The organism is Burkholderia sp. AU27893 (assembly GCF_002223205.1).
Taxonomy (GTDB): Bacteria; Pseudomonadota; Gammaproteobacteria; order Burkholderiales; family Burkholderiaceae; genus Burkholderia.
In genome coordinates this window covers 386,062-403,703 of record NZ_NKFD01000003.1, presented here as the reverse complement: position 1 = coordinate 403,703, position 17,642 = coordinate 386,062, and the positions used below count along the sequence as shown (strand labels likewise).

Sequence of the window (17,642 nt, the reverse complement as noted above, 5' to 3'; positions counted from 1 at the left end):
TCGCCACTCGCCACCAGGTGCAAGCACCCGTGCTGCCGTTCGACTTGCATGTGTAAGGCATGCCGCCAGCGTTCAATCTGAGCCAGGATCAAACTCTTCAGTTTAAACCTGTTACTGTTTTCGGTTCGGTTAAGAACCGGTCGCTCACTCAAAGCTGACAGGAATATGAATCACTTCATAAACCTGACTTACTTTAGTGTGAGACTCTTGATACTTTCGCTATCTGATCCGAGGATCAGCTCGCTTTCATCAAGCGCCCACACTTATCGGCTGTTAATTTTTAAAGAGCATTCTGCGAGGAACTTCGTGTTTCCCGGCAGCGCTGCGTTTTCAGCAGCAGAGAAGCGAGATTATGAACCGTGTTTCGCAGTTCGTCAACAACTTTTTAACACCATCGTTGCGACTGCGGGGCTCAACTTCCAGGCCAGTGGCGCGCTCCAGACTGCTGCGCACCACCCGCCCTGCTTCCCTTCTCCCGCGCCGCGTTTCCGTTAGCGCGAAAGAGGCGTGATTGTAGGCAGCCTCTTCGATCTGCGCAAGGGGTTTCTCGAAAAATATAAGGCCCCGCACGCTGCCGCGTGCGGGGCCTTATATGGAAGCAGCCGAACCGTCAGGCCGCCGCGCGCACCTGGCGCGCGACGATCTCCATATAGTGATCAAGATCCGGCGTCACCTTGCCTTCCTCCTTCGCCGTATCGTCCCAGCGGCGCAGACGCAGCGCCGCCTCCGCGAACGGGCGCTGCAGGAACGCCGCCGTCTCCTCTTCGCTGAAGATGCCGCCCTGCAGCGCGAGGCTGCGCACCGAGTCCGGCGACAGGCTCTCGAAGTAGCCGGCGTCCGTGCGGCACAGGCAGCGCTTCGCGTCGACGTGCAGCCGGATCGGCTCCAGCACGGCGTCGGAAAACAGCGGCCGCAGGAACGGCAGCACGTAATACTGATGCAGATCGTCGATCCCGCGCGCGCTCGGCGTCTCGCCCTGGCGATTCAGCAGATGCCCGAGGTCATGCAGGAACGCGGCCGCGACCAGCGCTTCGTCAGCCCCCGCCTCTTCGGCCAGCAATCCACTCTGCAATGCGTGCTCGAGCTGCGTGACCGGCTCGCCGCTATAGGCCACATGGCCATGCTCGCGATACAGCCCGTGGATCTCTTCCACCGTCAATGCCATTCACTCACTCCCAAGGCAGCGAAAACGTCTTCAGGTTCGTGAAGCTCTTCATCGCCTCCTGAACGCCTTCCTTGTAACCGAGTCCCGAATCCTTGATCCCGCCGAACGGCGACAGCTCGATCCGGTATCCGGGCACTTCCCATACATTCACCGTGCCGACGTTCAGCTCGTTCACGAACCGCACGACCGCTGCCGTGCTATCGGTACAGACGCCGGACGACAGCCCGAACGCCGTCCCGTTGCTGATCCGGATCGCGTCCTCGATCGTGTCGAACGTGATCACCGGCGATACCGGGCCGAAGGTCTCCTCGCGCACGATCGTCATCGACGGGTCGACGTTGTCGAGCACCGTCGGCGCATACAGCGCGCCGCGCCGCACGTTGCCGGTCAGCAGGCGCGCGCCCCGCGCGACCGCCTCCTCCACTCGCGCCTCGAACAGCCGCGCCGCTTCCTCGTCGATCACCGTGCCCATCTCGTTCGCGGGATCGAACGGGTCACCGTACTTCCATGCGCGCGTCTTCTCGACGAGCAACTCGGTGAACGCGGGCGCGATCGAGCGCTGCACCAGCATCCGCTTGACGGCCGTGCAGCGCTGCCCCGAATTCCGGTACGAGCCGAGCACCGCCAGCGACGTTGCGCGATCGAGATCGGCATCGTCGAGCACGATCAGCGGATCGTTGCCACCCAGTTCCAGCACGATGCGGCGGTAGCCGGCACGCGCAGCAATCGCCTTGCCGATCGCCACGCCGCCCGTGAAGGTAATCAGCGACGCGTGCGGGTGCGTGACCAGTTCGTCCGCGATCTCGCGCGGATCGCCGGTCAGCACCTGCAGCATCGGCTCCGGCAAACCGGCTTCGTACAGCAGGTCGGCCAGGTAGAACGCCGACAGCGGCACCTTCTCCGACGGCTTCACGATCACACGGTTGTTGGTCGCGATCGCCGGCGCGATCTTGTGCGCCACCTGGTTCATCGGATGATTGAACGGCGTGATCGCGACGATCACACCGTCGAGCGGCTGGCGCTGCGAGAACACGCGGCGCGCCTTGCCATGGGGCGTCAGATCGCACGAGAAACTCTGCGCGTCGTCGCGCAACGCCTCGACCGCCGCAAACTTCAACACGTCGGCCACGCGGCCGATCTCGTAGCGGGAATCCTGTTTCGACAGCCCCGATTCGAGCGTGATCAGGTCGGAAGCTTCCTCGGTGCGCTCGCGCAGCAGCGCGGCCGCACGCTCGAGGATCTGCGAACGCTCGTACCGCGTGAGCGTCGGCCGGTACGCCATCGCGTAGTCGAATGCCGTGCGCACATCGTCGACGCTCGCCAGCGGCGCCGTCCCGACGCGCGTGCCGGTGTAAGGGTCCATGACATCGAGCGTGCGTTCCCGCGTCGCGCGGGTGCCGCACCAGCGCAGCGCCTCCGCACGAAACGCCGGATGATCGTGTCGGGGATGAGCCATCATGTCGCGACCCGGTTCAGCACGAAATCGAACACGTCGAAGTTGCGCGGGCGACGCGCAGGATCGATCGGCTCGATACGGCGATTGAACAGCAGCGGTACTTCCTGCTCCGACACGCCGCCATGCGAACGCAGCGGCACCGTGAGGCCCGACAGATCGTGTTCGCGCTCGCGCGTGCCGAGCGTCATGTCGCGGCGGCCGATCACGACGAGATCGCCGATCCGGTCGGCCGGCAACTCGAAACGGGCGGCGGCTTCCGCGTTGTCGAGCACGAGCTCGACGCCGTCGAGGCCGCCGACGCGCCACATCGCCTCGGCCCGGTCGACGCCCGGCGCCAGATAGACGGTCGCAAACGAGCCGAGCGCGCCGTGGTGCACGACGTACGGATCCGTGATCGGCAGGATCACGCGCGCGGCCTGCACGCCGTACCAGCTGTCGAATGCATCCTGCAGATAGATGACGTTCGGCCGGCCTGTCGCAGGATCGTGCTTGGCGTTCATCCCGTGGTCGGCCGTGAGGCCGATCGCCCAGCCGAGCGCGTCGAGTTGCGCAAGATAGCCGTCCATCATCGCGTAGAACGCGTTCGCGCCGGCACTGCCCGGCTCGCACTTGTGCTGCACGTAATCGGTGGTCGACAGGTACATCAGGTCGACCTGGCGCGTCTGCGCAAGCCGCACGCCGGCCGCGAACACGAATTCGGACAACGCCGCGCTGTAGACGTCCGGCGACGGCAGGCCGACCCAGTCGAGCACGTCGACGATCCCGTTTTCGGCGAGATTCGCCTGCGCGGCCTTCTCGGCCGAAAAGCAGATGCCGTTCAGCTGCCAGCCGAGCAGCCGGCGCAACTTGTCCTTCGCCGTCACGACGGCGACCCGCGCACCCGCGTCGGCGGCCGCCGCGAGCAGCGTGCCGGCCCGCAGGTAGGCCGGGTCGTTCATCATGACTTCCGCGCCGCGTCCGCCGTCGGCGGCCGGATCCCAGAAATAGTTGCCGCAGATCCCGTGGACCGACGGCGGCACGCCGCAGACGATCGACAAGTTGTTCGGGTTGGTGAAGGTCGGCACGACGCAATCGGCGCGCCAGGCCGTGCCTTCCGCGATCATCCGGCCGATGAACGGCGCGACGCCCGCGGCCACCGCCCGTTCGAGATAGTCGTACTCGCAGCCGTCGACGCAGACGACGACGGTCGGCTCGACCGGCAGCCGGTAGTGACGGCCGTTGACGTCGACGGAACGTCCCGCGAGACCCGTCGATGCGCCGGCTGCCGACGCTTCACCAGGCTGGCGCAAGGCGAACGCGGCGTTCATGATGCCACCCGCTTGCCGCGCGGCACGCGCGCAGCGATCAGCAGCAGCGCCGCGAGCGACGCGCCGAGCATCAGCAGCGACAGGGCCGATGCCGGAAGGTAATACCCGCGCTCCACCTGGCCGATCACGACGATCGGCACGGTGGCGAAGCCGGGCGGATAAACCGTGAGCGTCGCGCCGAGCTCGCCGAGCGACAGCGCGAACCCGAGCGCGAGGCTCGCGCGCAGCGCCGGCACGAGCTGCGGCAGCAGCACGCGGCGCAGCACCATCGCGGGCGGCGCACCGAGGCTTGCCGCCGCCTCGCGCAGCACGGTCAGTTCCGGACGCAGCGCGGCGGCCGCGCAGCGATAGCAGAACGGCAAAATCAGCGCGAGCTGCACGAGCACGACGATCGCCGCCGAACTCGACAGGTCGACCGGCTTCTGGTGATACGCGATCAGCACCGCGAGCCCCAGTACGACGCTCGGCACGCCGTTCGGCACCATCACGAGCGCATCGACCACCGCGCCGAGGCCGCGCCGGTCGCGCCCTTCGAGCGCCAGTGCAAGCCACAGCCCGAGGACCGTGCCTACCGCCGACACGCCGAAGCCGATTTCCAGGCTCGTCAGCAGCGCATCGTATTCCGGCGACCCGAGCCGCTCGAACCAGCGCAGGCTGTAGCCGGCCGGCAGAATCGTGCCCGACCACTGCGTCGACACGCTCGACAGCGCGACGACGATGACCGGCAACACGAACAGCCAGAAGCACGCGAACGCAGCCAACGCGAGCGCCGCGCGCGACGCATGCTTGAGCACCGTGTCGCCCCAGCCGATCTGGTGGCGCGGCACGGCTTGCCCGATACGAAATTCAGCGGACATCGTTTCCTCCCGTCGCACGCCGGTTCACCCGGCGATAAACCGCATACAGCGCCAGCGACAGCGCGAGCATCACGACCGCGCCGGCCGACGCGGTCGGCAGATCGAGGTCGACCGTCGCGCTGCTGTAGATCGCAACCGGCAGCGTCACGAGCCGCGCGCTGCCGAGCACGAGCAGAATCCCGAATTCGTTCAGCGTCAGCAGGAAACACAGCACGGTGCCGGCGGCGATGCCCGGCCACGCGATCGGCAGCACGACGCGACGTGCCAGCATCCAGCCGGACGCGCCGAGGCTGCGCGCGGCTTCGATCAGCCGCAGATCGAGCGTCGCGAACGACGCGAGCGTCGGCCGCACGACGAACGGCGTATAGAACACGGTCTGCGCGAGGATCACGCCGCCGATGCCGAACAGGAAGTTCAGCGGCGGCTCCTCCAGATGGAACAGGTGCTGCAGCGCGATGCTGATCGACCCTTGCGAGCCGTACAGGAAGATCAGCGTGAACGCGACGAGGAACGACGGGAACGCGACGTACAGCTCCAGGAAACGCGTGACGAGCGACGCGCCCGGAAAGGGCTTGAAGAACAGCAGCGCGGCCAGCAGTACGCCGAGCACCGACGCGGTGCCGGCACTCGCGAACAGCACGCCGAGTGTGGTCAGCATCACGCTGCGCGTGTCGGGGTTGCCGAAGAACGTGCGGTACGCGGCGAAACTCAGCCCGTGGTCGCCCGACACGCTCAGCAGCACGAGCCGCACCAGCGGATAGACGACGAGCGGGCCCAGCAGGACGGTCGCGAGCGCGGCCAGGTGCAGATCACCCATGCGCTTGCGGCGCCGCGCGGCGGCGGCGTGCGCGGCGGCCGACGCGAGCACGTGCGGCGGCAGGCCGGCTTCAGGGCTCGATAAGGACGACATCGTCTGCCTCGCAATGCAGGGAAACGCGCGCACCGCGCTCGGGAGCCGCACCGCGGCCGCGTTGCATCGTGACGCGCACCGGCTCGTCGGGGGCCGCATCGATCGTGACCGCGATCGACAGGTCCGCGCCCTGCCATTCGACGGACGATACCGTGCCGTGCAGCCCGCCCGCGGCGGGCGGCATCAGGGTCAGGCGCTCGGGGCGCACGCAGGCCACCTTGCCGCGCACTTCGTGGCGCGGATCGCCGAGCGGGAAGATCACGTGCGGCGGCAGCAGGTTCGCCGGGCCGAGATAGCGTGCGACGTAGCCGTCCTGCGGCGCGTCGTACAGCTGCTGCGGCGTACCGAGCTGCGCGATGTGGCCGTCGCGCATCAGCAGCGCGCGATCGGACAGCACGAGTGCGTCGTCGCGGTCGTGCGTCACGCAGACGACGGTCAGGTTCGGCAGGCGCTCGTGCAGCGCCTTCAGTTCGCTGCGCACCGATGCGCGCAGGTTGGCGTCGAGCGCCGACAGCGGCTCGTCGAGCAGCAGCACGTCCGGCTCGATCACGAGCGCGCGCGCCAGCGCGACGCGCTGCTGCATCCCGCCCGACAGTTGCGCGGGCAGGTGATGGCCCGCATCGCCGAGCTGCACGAGCTTCAGCGCATCGGCGACGCGGCGCGTCACTTCCGACGACGCCATGCCGCGTGCGCGCAGCCCGAATGCGACGTTCTCGAACACCGACAAGTGCGGGAACAGCGCGTAATTCTGGAACAGCAGACCGAGATTGCGCTTGTGCGGCGGCGCGTAGGTCAGGTCGCGTCCGGCAACGGTCAGCGTGCCGGTCAGGCCGTCGGCCTTCACGAACCCGGCGATGAAGCGCAGCAGCGTGGTCTTGCCGCAACCGCTCTTGCCGAGCACGGTCAGAAATTCACCGGCACCGATCGACAGCGACAGATCCTCCAGCACCGTGCGTGCGCCGTAGCGCACGCTCAGGTGTTCGATCTGCACGCCGCCCGGCGCGCCGGACCGCAGCGTTGCCTGCGGTTCGGCGGCGCCGAATGCGCCGGGATGGGTCAGGGTGGTGTCCACCGGGTTCATCCTCTTGCTCACAAATACAGGCGGCGTGCGCCGATCACTTCGGCTTGACGACGTCGAGCTGCTTGCCCGAACTGCCGATCACGTCCTTCTTCCAGCGCTCGATCCACACCGGCTTCTTCGCCATCACCTGGGTCCAGTCGACCGGGATCAGCTTCACGCCCGAAATCGCCTTCTTGACCGCCTCGCCGTTCTTGCCGGCCAGCGGCACGTCCGTGCGGCCCGGGATGCCGTACATGTCCGGCACCTTCGACTGCACGTCCGTCGACATCAGGTAGTCGATCAGTTTCTTGCCGGCGTCCTGGTTCGGGCCGCTCTTGATCAGGCCGATGCCGTACGGGAGCTGGAACGTGGTCGGCTGGTCGCCTTCCTTCGCGGCCAGGAAGATCGGCTTGACGGACAGCGCGCCGTGTTCGGCGTCGTCGAGGTCCATCTGCAGGTCGCCGTTCGCGACGCTGATCTCGTTGCGCGACAGCAGCACGTTCAGGTAGCCGGTGCCCTTCGTGTGGAACTTCACGCTCTGCGACAGCTTCGCGAGGTAGTCGAACGCCTTGTCCTCGCCCATCAGCGACGTCGTCAGGATCAGCACGGCCATGCCGTCGCCGGCGGTAGCCGGGTTCGAGTACGCGACCTTGCCGGCGTAGGCCGGCGCGAGCAGGTCGGCGAACGTCTTCGGCTGGTTCTTCACGACATCCGGGTTGATCGCGAACGAGAAGTAGTTGTTCACGAACGTCGCCCACGTGCCGTCTTCAGCCTTCGCGATGGCCGGCACGTTCTTGTAGTTCACGCTCTGGTACGGCTGCAGCAGGCCCATCTGGCCAGCTTGCTGAATGAACGGCGGCAGCGTGACGATCACGTCGGCCTTCGGGGAGTTCTTCTCGATGTTCGCGCGGTTGACGACTTCACCGCTGCCCGCCGTCACGATGTTGACCTTGACGCCTTCCTTCTTCTCGAAAGCCGGCAGCACATCGCGATAGAGGTTCTCGAGACCGTCTGCCGTATACAGCACGACCGCGCTCGCCGCATGGGCGGGCAGCGCGGCGCCCATCAGGCCGGCGACGCTGGCGGCCAGCGCAAGCTTGCGGAACGCGCCGGCAGCGGCGCGCGAGGGTTTCTGCAGTGTCATCTGACTTCTCCGTAGGCGGAACACCAAATGGCCGGGGCACGATCCGGCTCTCCTGTTATCTCCGGGCAAGGCCGATCGACGGCCCGCCTCGCTACCGCGCCGAGGTGAGGTTTCGCGCGGCAAGCGAAGGATCACAGCGTTCGATGACAAACCCGTGACGAATGCGGCAATTTCCAAAAAATGACACATTTTGCCAATATCATGCAAGTCATTCAGAAATGCCGCACGGCGTTTCTTCCGACCTTTGCAGAGGAAAACCATGTCCGATCCGATTCTTCTTACGCCTGGCCCGCTCACCACGTCCGCCACAACGCGCCACGCAATGCAACACGACTGGGGCTCGTGGGATGCCGCGTTCAATCAACTGACGGCCAGCGTCTGTGCGGATCTCGTCGCGATCGCGCACGGTGGCGATGAATACGTGTGCGTGCCGATGCAGGGCAGCGGCACGTTCTCCGTCGAAGCCGCGCTCGGCACGCTGGTGCCGCGTGACGGCGTCGTGCTGGTGCCCGACAACGGCGCGTACTGCGCGCGCATCCTGAAGATCCTCGGCCGGCTGGGTATCGAAGCCATCGCGTTGCCGTTCGGTGAAGATGCGGCCGTCGATCCGGCCGCGATCGAAGCCGCGTTCGTGCGCGAGCCGCGCATCACGCACGTCGCGCAGGTGCATCTGGAGACGAGCGCCGGGATCCTGAACCCGCTGGACGACATCGCCGCCGTGTGCCGGCGCCACGGCAAGCGGCTGATCGTCGACGCGATGAGCTCGTTCGGCGCGCTGCCGATCACGCTGGCCGGCAGCGGCATCGATGCGCTGATCTCGGCGAGCGGCAAATGCCTGGAAGGCGTGCCGGGGATGGGGTTCGCGATCGTGCGGCGCGACGCGCTCGACGCGAGCGAAGGCAACTCGCCGTCGCTCGCGCTCGATCTCCACGATCAATACGCGTACCTGCGCAAGACGGGCCAGTGGCGCTTCACGCCGCCGACGCACGTGATCGCCGCGCTGCGCGCCGCACTCGATCAGTACCTCGCCGAAGGCGGCCAGCCGGCGCGCGGCGCGCGCTATGCAGACAACTGCCGGACGCTGGTCGAGTCGATGCACGCGCTCGGCTTCACGCCGTTCCTCGATGCGCGCGTGCAGGCGCCGGTGATCGTCACGTTCCACGCGCCCGACCACCCGGCCTACGATTTCCGCCGCTTCTACGACGCGGTGCGCGACGCGGGCTTCGTCCTGTATCCGGGCAAGCTCACGCAGCTCGAGACGTTCCGTGTCGGCTGCATCGGCGCGATCGACTCGAACGACATCCGCCGCGCGGTCGCGGCCATTGCGCAGGCGGTCGAATCGCTCGGCATCGCGGTGCAGCGCGCGTAAGCGCCATACCAAGCCAGCCGACTCATCCGCCGGCGCGCGCACGCAAAAAAGCCCGGCGGCCTTGCGGCTGCCGGGCTAACGCACAGGATCTGCGTGGAGCCGGTGCTTACAGCTCGATCCGCTTGATGTCGCCGACCACGAAGATGTACGACGCCGCGCCGACCAGCGCGATCACGCCGATGAACACGAGCGCGCCGACGAACGACCCGGTCGACGCGACGATGAAGCCGACCACGAGCGGCGTGACGATGCCCGCCAGGTTCGCCGCGAAGTTGAAGATGCCGCCCGTGACGCCGAGCAGGCCGTCCGGCGCGATGTCCGACACGAGCGTCCAGCCGAGAGCAGCCATCCCCTGCGCGAAGAACGCGACCGACATGATCGCGATCACGGCCTCGTTGCTCTGCACGTAGTTCGCGAGAATGATCGTCGATGCGAGCAGCAGGCCCGCGATGATCGGCAGCTTGCGCGCGAGGTTCGCGGACTTGCCGCGACGCAGCAGCCAGTCGGAGAAGATCCCGCCGAACATCACGCCGACCGACGCGGCGATGAACGGCATCACCGCGAAGAAGCCGATCTTCAACCAGCCCATGTGGCGCTCGGTGGCGAGGTAGGTCGGGAACCAGGTCAGGAAGAACACGAGCGTCGAGTTGCCGGCGAACTGGCCGAGGCAGATGCCCGCGAGCTGGCGCTTCTTCACCAGTTGGCCGACCATCGCCCAGCTGAACTTGGCCTGCGCCGGCTTGTCGCCCTTGTCGCCGCTCTTGCGCGCACCGTGCACGAGACCGCCGCCCGCCTCGATATAGGCCAGCTCCTCCGAATTCGCACCCGGATGGTTGCGCGGCTCGTGATAGAACTTCCACCAGACCAGGCCGAACACGATGCCGACCGCGCCGACGACCCAGAACAGCGAGCGCCAGCCGAACGCCCCCATCAGCGCGAACAGCACCGGGCTGAAGAATGCGAGGCCGATGTACTCGCCGACCGTGTAGGTACCCGTCGCCATCGCACGCTCGTTCTGCGGGAACCACGTCGCGACGACGCGGCTGTTGGTCGGGAAGCACGGCGCTTCCGTCACGCCGAGGCCGAGCCGGCAAGCGAGCAGCGTCGCGACGCCCGGCACGAAGCCTTGCAGGAACGTGCACAGCGACCACAGCGTCATCGACCAGTAATAGGTGATCTTGCTGCCGAAGCGGTCGAGGAACAGGCCGCCGGGAACCTGCATCGCGACATACGTCCACGAAAACGCGGAAAACATGATGCCCATCACGGCCGCGTTGATGCCGAGCTCCTTGGTGAGCTGAGGCGCAGCCACCCCCAGCACGGTGCGGTCGAGATAGTTGATCATCGTGCCGATCGCGAGCAGCGCGAGAATCTTGTAGCGCGCCGAAGTGCGCCGGACGGTGCCGGACGCCTGCGCCGGCGCGGCGCTCGTGTGAGTGGTGTGCTGCATGGTCGTCTCCTGGTCTCTCTTTCTGGAATAGGTCAGCGCGCGACGAGCGACTGAAAGTGTTCGAACATCCGCTCGGCGTCGGGCGTGCGTCCGGTGAATATCTCGAACGCGTCGACCGCCTGGTAGACGGCCATCCCGCCACCCGGCAGCGTGGCGCAGCCGGCCGCGCGCGCCGCGTGGATCAGTTCGGTTTCGAGCGGGAAGTACACGATGTCGGCCACCCACATGCCCGCGTGGAGCAGTTCGGCCGGCAGCGGCAGGCCCGGATGCTTGGCCATGCCGGTCGGCGTGCAGTGGATCAGGCCGGTCGCCGCGCGCATCGCGGCCGCGAGATCGTCGCCCTGCACGACGCGTGCCGCCGGGAAACGCTGCTGCAGCTCGGCGGCGAGCGCGGCGGCGCGCGTGCCGTCGACATCGAAAATCGTCAGTTCGGCCGCGCCCATCTGCAGCGCTGCGTGCGCGACGGCCGCGCCCGCGCCGCCCGCGCCGAGCTGGACGACGCGTTCGAGCGACGCGCCCGGCAACCCGCGGCGGAACGATTTCGCGAAACCGGACCAGTCGGTGTTGTGGCCGATCCGCTTGCCGTCCTTGAACAGCACGGTGTTCACCGCGCCGAGCGCGCGCGCATCGTCCGACAGTTCATCGAGGTGCTCGATCACGCGCTGCTTGCACGGGTGCGTGATGTTCAGGCCGTTGTAGCCCATCCGCTGCGCGGCATCGAGCAGTTGCGGCAGCGCGTCGACGGTCACGCCCAGCACGTCGAGATCGATACGCCGGTAGACATAACCGAACCCCTGGCGGAACCCTTCTTCCTCGTGCATCGCGGGCGACAGCGAGCCGCCGATGCCCTGGCCGATCAGGCCGATCAGAAACGACGGGCGGCTCATCGTGCGGCTCCCTGCGCGAACAGCGTCGCCAGGCGCTGCAGCGCGAAGAGGTAGCCCTCGGTGCCGCAGCCGCAGATCACGGCTTCGGCGAGCGCCGACACATAGGAATGGTGCCGGAACGCCTCGCGGCGATGCACGTTCGAGATATGCACTTCGATCACCGGCTTCGCGATCGCGGAAAGCGCATCGGCCAGCGCCACCGACGTATGCGTATAGGCGGCCGGGTTGATCACGATGCCGTGCGTGTCGTGACGCGCGGCGTGCAGCCAGTCGATCAACTGGTGCTCGGCGTTCGACTGGCGGAAGTCGATTTCCAGCCCGAGCGCCTCGCCCGCCGTACGGCAGCGCTGCTCGACGTCGGCCAGCGTTTCCGCGCCGTAGATATGGGGCTCGCGGGTGCCCAACAAATTCAGGTTCGGGCCGTTCAGCACGAGCACCTTGTGCTTGCTCATCGTGTTTCTGCTCCTGAAACAGGGGCAGACCACGATCGGCGCCGCCCCGAAGACATCGGAATGTGGCGCTAGTGTGCGCCCGTGCAAGCGGGCTGTCTTTTCGGGTTTTCGCTAATTTGTACCATCTAGTTAGTTTGTACAATATGCATCACCCGCCTAGTAAATTCGGGATATGGCGCCTGTCATGAACTCAACGACTGGTTCATTCAGGGCCGGTTCGGCCAACGCCATGCCCGCTCATCCTCAGGAATCGCCCATGCAGCGCTCGATCGCCACCGTGTCACTGTCCGGCACGCTCGCCGAGAAACTCGCCGCCATCCAGGCCGCAGGCTTCGACGGCGTCGAAATCTTCGAAAACGACCTCGTCTACTTCGATGGATCGCCGGCCGACGTCCGGCGCATGGCCGCCGATCTCGGCCTCGACATCGTGCTGTTCCAGCCGTTTCGCGACTTCGAGGGGGTGAGCGCGGCCCAGCTCGCCCGCAATCTCGACCGGATCAAGCGCAAGTTCGACGTGATGCATGCGCTCGGCACCGACCGCATCCTGGTGTGCAGCAACGTATCGGCCGACACGATCGCGGACGACGGGCTGCTCGTCGACCAGCTCGGCGCGCTCGCCGAAGCCGCGCGGCAGGCCGGCGTGGTCGCCGCGTACGAAGCGCTCGCGTGGGGCCGCGTCGTGAAGCGCTACGGCCATGCGTGGAAACTCGTGAATGCGGTGAACAGCCCGCATCTCGGCCTGGCGCTCGACAGCTTCCACACGCTGTCGCTCGACGATTCGCCGGACGCGATCGCGGACATCCCCGGCGACCGGATCGCGTTCGTGCAGATCGCCGATGCGCCGAAGCTCGCGATGGACGTGCTCGAATGGAGCCGCCATTTCCGCTCGTTCCCGGGCCAGGGCGACTTCGACCTCGCACGCTTCACCGCGCGCGTGATCGAGTCGGGCTATACGGGGCCGCTGTCGCTCGAGATCTTCAACGACGGCTTCCGCGCGGCGCCGACCGCGATCACGGCGGCCGACGGCCATCGCTCGCTGCTCTATCTGGAAGAACTGACGCGCGAACGGCTCGCGCAGGACGGCCGCGCGCCGGCCGCCGACCAGCCGCTGTTCGCGCCGCCGGCGCCGCCCGCGCACGTCGGGTTCCAGTTCATCGAATTCGCGGTCGACGCGCAGGCGGCGGCGACCGTCGGCGAATGGCTCGGCCGGATGCGCTTCCGGCTCGCGGGCCGCCATCGCTCGAAGGACGTGACACTGTTCCAGCACGGCGCCGCGTCGATCGTGCTGAACGCCGAGCGCGACTCGTTCGCCGACGCGTTCTTCCAGCAGCACGGACTGTCGCTGTGCGCATCGGCATTCCGTGTCGACGACGCGAAAGTGGCGTTCGAACGGGCGGCCGGCTTCGGCTATGCGCCGTTCTCCGGCCGCGTCGGGCCGAACGAGCGCGTGCTGCCGAGCGTGCAGGCGCCGGACGGCAGCCTCGAATACTTCGTCGACGAAGCGCCGAACGCGCCGACGCTGTACGAATCGGACTTCGTGCTGACCGACATCGACGGCCCGAGCGAAGTCGGCCCGCTCACGGGTATCGACCACGTGTGCCTCGCACTGCCGGCCGACGCGCTCGATACGTGGATCCTGTTCTTCAAGACGGCATTCGGCTTCGAGGCCGAGCGCAGCTGGCTCGTGCCCGACCCGTACGGGCTGATGCGCAGCCGCGCGGTGCGCAGCGCCGACGGCTCGGTGCGGATCGCGCTGAACGCGTCGGTCGACCGGCACACGGCGGTCGCCGAATCGCTCGACCGCTATCACGGCACGGGGCTGAACCACGTCGCGTTCCGCACCGACGACATCGTGAAGACGATCGCCGCGTTCGCGGCCGACGGCATTCCGTTCCTGCGCATTCCGCCGAACTACTACGACGATCTCGCCGCACGCTACGCGCTGCCGGACGACCTGATCGACACGCTGAGCACGCATCACCTGCTGTACGACCGTGACGAACACGGCGGCGAATTCCTGCATGCGTATACAGAACTGGTCGACAACCGCTTCTCGCTCGAGATCGTCGAGCGGCGCGGCGGATACGACGGCTACGGCGCGACGAATGCGGCCGTGCGGCTCGCCGCCCAGGCGCAGCGCAGAAAATAAGGGAAGGAAGCCGACAGGGATTCAAGGGGCGCATCACATTCGCGCCCCGCGGCCGCCTCAAAGGGCCACATCCGGCGCGCACGATCGTGGTGAATCGCTCGGCCGCGCCCCCGCCCGCACGGCTCGCCGCGATCTGGCCGGAAACCGTATTCCATCGGGCGTTACATCCGGTAACCCGTACCGCAGCGCAGCATCGCGTCGCCCCGTGCGGTTTTAAGAATCGCTTAAGTCTTCGACGGCACCATCCGCAACCAGTACCCGATGGTTATCTCGAAAAGGAGGAAAGCGATGAGCGCCGTAGAAGCACCCGCGGGCCGCCCGGCCGCGCCCCCTGCAAAGAAGACGATGCTGCGCCGCCTGCTCAGTCATCACGAAATCGCGACGCTGCTCGTGCTGCTGCACGCACCGATCGGCGCCAATGCCAAACCCGAACTGCCTGCGCTGCAGGAAGCCGGTCTCGTCGAGATGGTCAAGCTCGACACCGAAACGGCACCCAGCTTCCGGCTGACCGAAGACGGCACCGCCGTGCTGAAAGGGCTCGGCTACCGCTGAGCCGACGTTTTCATCCCTTTCCCGCTTTCCCGCATCACCCCGATTCCCAGCGACCCGCCGGCCCTGTCGGCGTGTCGCGTCACCCTGCCCGCTCCTGCAGCATCAACCGGTATTCCGTCGGCGTGACGCCGACCGTCGCCTTGAACTGGCGCGTGAACGCACTGTGATCCGTATAGCCGCATAGCGCCGCGACGTCGGTCACCTTGTCGTGCGTGACGAGCAGCGCGGTGGCCGCATCGAGCCGTGCCTTCAGCAGCACCTGGCGCGGCGTCAGGTGGAACACCTTGTGGAAGTAGCGTTCGAGCTGCGCGACCGACATCCCCGCCATCTGCGCGAGATGCTTCAGGTTCAGCGGCTGCACGTAGTGATCCTGGATGTGCTGGACGACGTCGGCGAGCCGGCTGTACGCCGGGTGCGATCCCTCGTGCGCCTTCAGGTCGCGCGAGATGCCCGCGAGGCCGACCACCCTGCCCGCAGCGTCGCGCAGCGGCTCCTTGCAGGTCAGGCACCAGCCCGGCTGACGGCCCGGATACAGGTGCAGCTCCAGTTGGTCCGTCAGTTGCTGGCCGGCGTTGATCGTCGCCATGTCCTGCTCGAAATAGCTGCGGCCGAAGCGGCGCGGAAACACTTCGTCGGCGGTCTTGCCGAGCAGGTCGCGCTTGTCCTTGTAGCCGCAGCGCATCGCCAGCGTGCGATTGACGATCGCGTAGCGGCCGCTCGCATCCTTCACGAAGAACGCGACGTCCGGCAGTGCGTCGAACACCGGTTCGAGCAGGCGGAAGTGCGCAAGCATCGCGCCGAAATCGGCATTGTCGGGCTGGTAGCGCAACGGTTCGGACAGGCTCATGGGCGGTACGGCAAGCAAGGGCGTCATCCCGGCAACCGCAATGCGAGTGGCAGATGGCGTCGATTATAGAAGCGCCCTTCGATCGCGTCGCGCCGATCGCAAAGGCGGGCAAGTTGGCGGCAGCCGTCGCAACGCGCCGCCGATCGGCCGGCATCGTCATGCGACATATGTTGCGTGCGCAACCACTGCGTCGAGCGTGCGGCGGCCGGCCGCGACTCCGCTTGTGTCGACGGAGCCACCTCGCGTGCGCCGGTGCCGGCACGCCGCGCGGACTGGCGCACTCGCACGCCGGCACGGTACGCCTGAACTCGCCAGCATAAAAATGCGAACGTGCAGCGTCTTGGCGCGTTTGCGCATTCGGCATGACGATTTCGGCATATATCAGGGTTATCGACGATATGCCGATATCGTCGCCGGCCGCGCATCGAACGCGCAAGACGCACGCATTTTCGCTATCTAGACTTCGCTTCACGGTCACGAGACGACCTCACGCCGCGGCAGCAATCGGCATGCATGGCCTGCGGCATCGGCCATCCGGTACGCCGATTCCGGCACAGCCCGGGCAGCACGCGGCACGCACGCATGGCCCTCGCATCGGCCTGCCGACTGAACCGTCTCGCCCGGTTTACCGGCGCCGGCCCGCCAGCCGGCGGCGGCCCAACCACGCCATCAAGGGGAAGTGAAAGTGAAGCTGAAGGTATCGCACGTCGCGCTGGCCGCTGCCTGCGCACTGTCGGGCGCGCACGCCATCGCCGCCGACGTCGTCAAGATCGGTTTCGCCGCACCGCTGACCGGCCCGCAGTCGAACTACGGCACGGACATGCAGAAGGGCGTGCAACTCGCGATCGCCGATTTCAACGCGACGCGTCCGACGATCGGCGGCAAGCCCGTCACGTTCCAGCTCGACTCGCAGGACGACCAGGCCGACCCGCGCACCGGCACGACCGTCGCGCAGCGGCTGATCGACGACAACGTCCGCGGGATCATCGGGCACTTCAACTCGGGCACGAGCATTCCCGCGTCCGACCTGTACGATCGCGCGGGGCTGCCGCAGATCTCGATGGCCACGTCGCCGCAATACACGGCGCGCGGCTACAAGACGACCTACCGGCTGCTGACGAGCGACGCGCAGGCGGGCCGTATCGTCGGCACGTACGCGGTGAAGACGTTGCGCTTCAAGCGCATCGCGATCATCGACGACCGCACGGCCTACGGCCAGGGCATCGCCGACGAATTCGCGAAGGCCGTCGAAGCGGCCGGCGGCACGATCATCAAGCGCGACTTCACGAACGACAAGGCGCTCGATTTCTCGGCGATCCTGACCAACCTCAAGGGCATGAACCCGGACGCGATCTTCTACGGCGGCGGCGACGCGCAATCGTCGCCGATGATCCGCAAGATGCGCCAGCTCGGGATGAAGTCGGCGTTCGTGACGGGCGAGATGTCGCGCTCGCCGACGTTCCTGAAGGTCGGCGGCGACGCGGCCGAAGGCGCGATCGTCTACATGGGCGGGCTGCCGAAGGAGAAGATGCCGGGCTTCTCCGGTTACGCGGCACGCTACAAGGCGCGCTTCAACGAAGACGTGATCACCTACTCGCCGTATGCGTACGACGGCACGATCGCGCTGCTCACCGCGATGAAGGACGCGAACTCGACCGATCCGAAGGTGTACACGCCGTATCTCGGCAAGGTGTCGGTCAAGGGCGTGTCGGCCCCCAGCATCGCGTACGACACGAAGGGCGACCTGAAGGATGCGCCGGTGACGATCTACAAGGTCGAGCACGGCGCGTTCAAGCCCGTCGATACGATCGCCGGCAACTGATCCGCAAGACCCTGCCCCGCGCGGCGCGTCAGCGGCTCACCGGCCGCCCGCGCCGCGTGCGCTTTTGTGTCCGCGTCTGCGCCTGCTTCGGCTTCGCGATCCGAACCGTTCCTCGGCGCGCCCCCACGCGCGTGCATTTCGCGCTCCTGTAGAATCCCCCCACCCGCTTTGACGCTTCGTCTCCGTCGCGCCCCATCCCGGTGCGGCGGCGCGTG

15 protein-coding genes and 1 rRNA gene are annotated in these 17,642 nt (G+C 67.0%); 4 read left to right on the top strand and 12 right to left on the bottom strand.

The features are described 5' to 3' along the window. The 8 genes from CFB47_RS19935 to phnS all read right to left on the bottom strand — a co-directional run. Positions 1–104: ribosomal RNA gene (locus CFB47_RS19935) — 16S ribosomal RNA — on the bottom strand; the annotation flags it as partial. A 506-nt stretch (positions 105–610) separates the two neighbouring features. After that, positions 611–1,165 carry a phosphonate degradation HD-domain oxygenase gene (locus CFB47_RS19930; protein ID WP_089441589.1) on the bottom strand — a complete coding sequence of 185 codons (555 nt, stop codon included), beginning with the start codon at positions 1,163–1,165 and terminating at the stop codon, positions 611–613. A gap of 4 nt (positions 1,166–1,169) precedes the next feature. Then, the gene (gene phnY, locus CFB47_RS19925) at positions 1,170–2,624 is read right to left on the bottom strand and encodes a phosphonoacetaldehyde dehydrogenase (RefSeq protein ID WP_089462025.1); all 1,455 of its coding nucleotides are present in this window, start codon (positions 2,622–2,624) and stop codon (positions 1,170–1,172) included. Beyond that, entirely contained in the window at positions 2,621–3,928 is a 1,308-nt protein-coding gene (gene phnA / locus CFB47_RS19920) for a phosphonoacetate hydrolase (protein WP_089459039.1), read from the bottom strand. Before phnA ends, phnY begins: the two co-directional genes overlap by 4 nt. Next, complete coding sequence (gene phnV, locus CFB47_RS19915) at positions 3,925–4,785, bottom strand: 2-aminoethylphosphonate ABC transport system, membrane component PhnV (protein WP_060074338.1); 861 nt, start codon at positions 4,783–4,785, stop codon at positions 3,925–3,927. The genes phnA and phnV overlap by 4 nt, the downstream gene beginning before the upstream one ends. Further along, positions 4,775–5,695, bottom strand: coding sequence for a 2-aminoethylphosphonate ABC transporter permease subunit (locus tag CFB47_RS19910; RefSeq protein WP_089459040.1), 921 nt, complete (start codon positions 5,693–5,695; stop codon positions 4,775–4,777). The genes phnV and CFB47_RS19910 overlap by 11 nt, the downstream gene beginning before the upstream one ends. Continuing rightward, complete coding sequence (gene phnT / locus CFB47_RS19905) at positions 5,673–6,776, bottom strand: 2-aminoethylphosphonate ABC transport system ATP-binding subunit PhnT (protein WP_089462024.1); 1,104 nt, start codon at positions 6,774–6,776, stop codon at positions 5,673–5,675. The genes CFB47_RS19910 and phnT overlap by 23 nt, the downstream gene beginning before the upstream one ends. A 34-nt stretch (positions 6,777–6,810) precedes the next feature. Next, positions 6,811–7,899: a 2-aminoethylphosphonate ABC transporter substrate-binding protein gene (gene phnS, locus CFB47_RS19900; RefSeq protein ID WP_089459041.1), complete on the bottom strand. Its 1,089-nt coding sequence runs from the start codon at positions 7,897–7,899 to the stop codon at positions 6,811–6,813. Positions 7,900–8,158: 259 nt separating this feature from the next. Here phnS and CFB47_RS19895 point away from each other — a divergent pair, with 259 nt between their 5' ends. Then, a complete protein-coding gene (locus tag CFB47_RS19895) occupies positions 8,159–9,268 on the top strand; it encodes a 2-aminoethylphosphonate--pyruvate transaminase (RefSeq protein WP_089462023.1) in 1,110 nt (369 codons plus the stop codon). A gap of 106 nt (positions 9,269–9,374) precedes the next feature. Here CFB47_RS19895 and CFB47_RS19890 read toward each other — a convergent pair whose 3' ends face one another. From CFB47_RS19890 to aroQ, 3 genes are read right to left on the bottom strand one after another with little or no spacing between them, the layout of a single operon-like run. Continuing rightward, positions 9,375–10,718, bottom strand: a complete 1,344-nt coding sequence (locus tag CFB47_RS19890) for an MFS transporter (protein WP_089459043.1) — start codon at positions 10,716–10,718, stop codon at positions 9,375–9,377. A 32-nt stretch (positions 10,719–10,750) separates the two neighbouring features. Next, on the bottom strand, positions 10,751–11,605 hold the full coding sequence (locus CFB47_RS19885) for a shikimate dehydrogenase (RefSeq protein WP_089462022.1): 855 nt from the start codon (positions 11,603–11,605) through the stop codon (positions 10,751–10,753). Next, positions 11,602–12,057, bottom strand: coding sequence for a type II 3-dehydroquinate dehydratase (gene aroQ, locus CFB47_RS19880; RefSeq protein WP_089441581.1), 456 nt, complete (start codon positions 12,055–12,057; stop codon positions 11,602–11,604). Before aroQ ends, CFB47_RS19885 begins: the two co-directional genes overlap by 4 nt. Before the next feature lie 256 nt (positions 12,058–12,313). Between aroQ and CFB47_RS19875 the strand changes: the two genes are divergently transcribed. Both CFB47_RS19875 and CFB47_RS19870 read left to right on the top strand, forming a co-directional pair. After that, on the top strand, positions 12,314–14,206 hold the full coding sequence (locus CFB47_RS19875; protein ID WP_089459045.1) for a bifunctional sugar phosphate isomerase/epimerase/4-hydroxyphenylpyruvate dioxygenase family protein: 1,893 nt from the start codon (positions 12,314–12,316) through the stop codon (positions 14,204–14,206). A 288-nt stretch (positions 14,207–14,494) separates the two neighbouring features. Further along, on the top strand, positions 14,495–14,758 hold the full coding sequence (locus CFB47_RS19870) for a hypothetical protein (protein WP_039367795.1): 264 nt from the start codon (positions 14,495–14,497) through the stop codon (positions 14,756–14,758). Positions 14,759–14,837: 79 nt separating this feature from the next. Here the strand turns inward: CFB47_RS19870 and CFB47_RS19865 are convergent, their stop codons facing one another. Then, positions 14,838–15,632, bottom strand: a complete 795-nt coding sequence (locus tag CFB47_RS19865) for an AraC family transcriptional regulator (RefSeq protein ID WP_089462021.1) — start codon at positions 15,630–15,632, stop codon at positions 14,838–14,840. A gap of 658 nt (positions 15,633–16,290) precedes the next feature. Here CFB47_RS19865 and CFB47_RS19855 point away from each other — a divergent pair. Further along, positions 16,291–17,427: a branched-chain amino acid ABC transporter substrate-binding protein gene (locus CFB47_RS19855; protein ID WP_089462019.1), complete on the top strand. Its 1,137-nt coding sequence runs from the start codon at positions 16,291–16,293 to the stop codon at positions 17,425–17,427. Positions 17,428–17,642 lie beyond the last annotated feature (215 nt).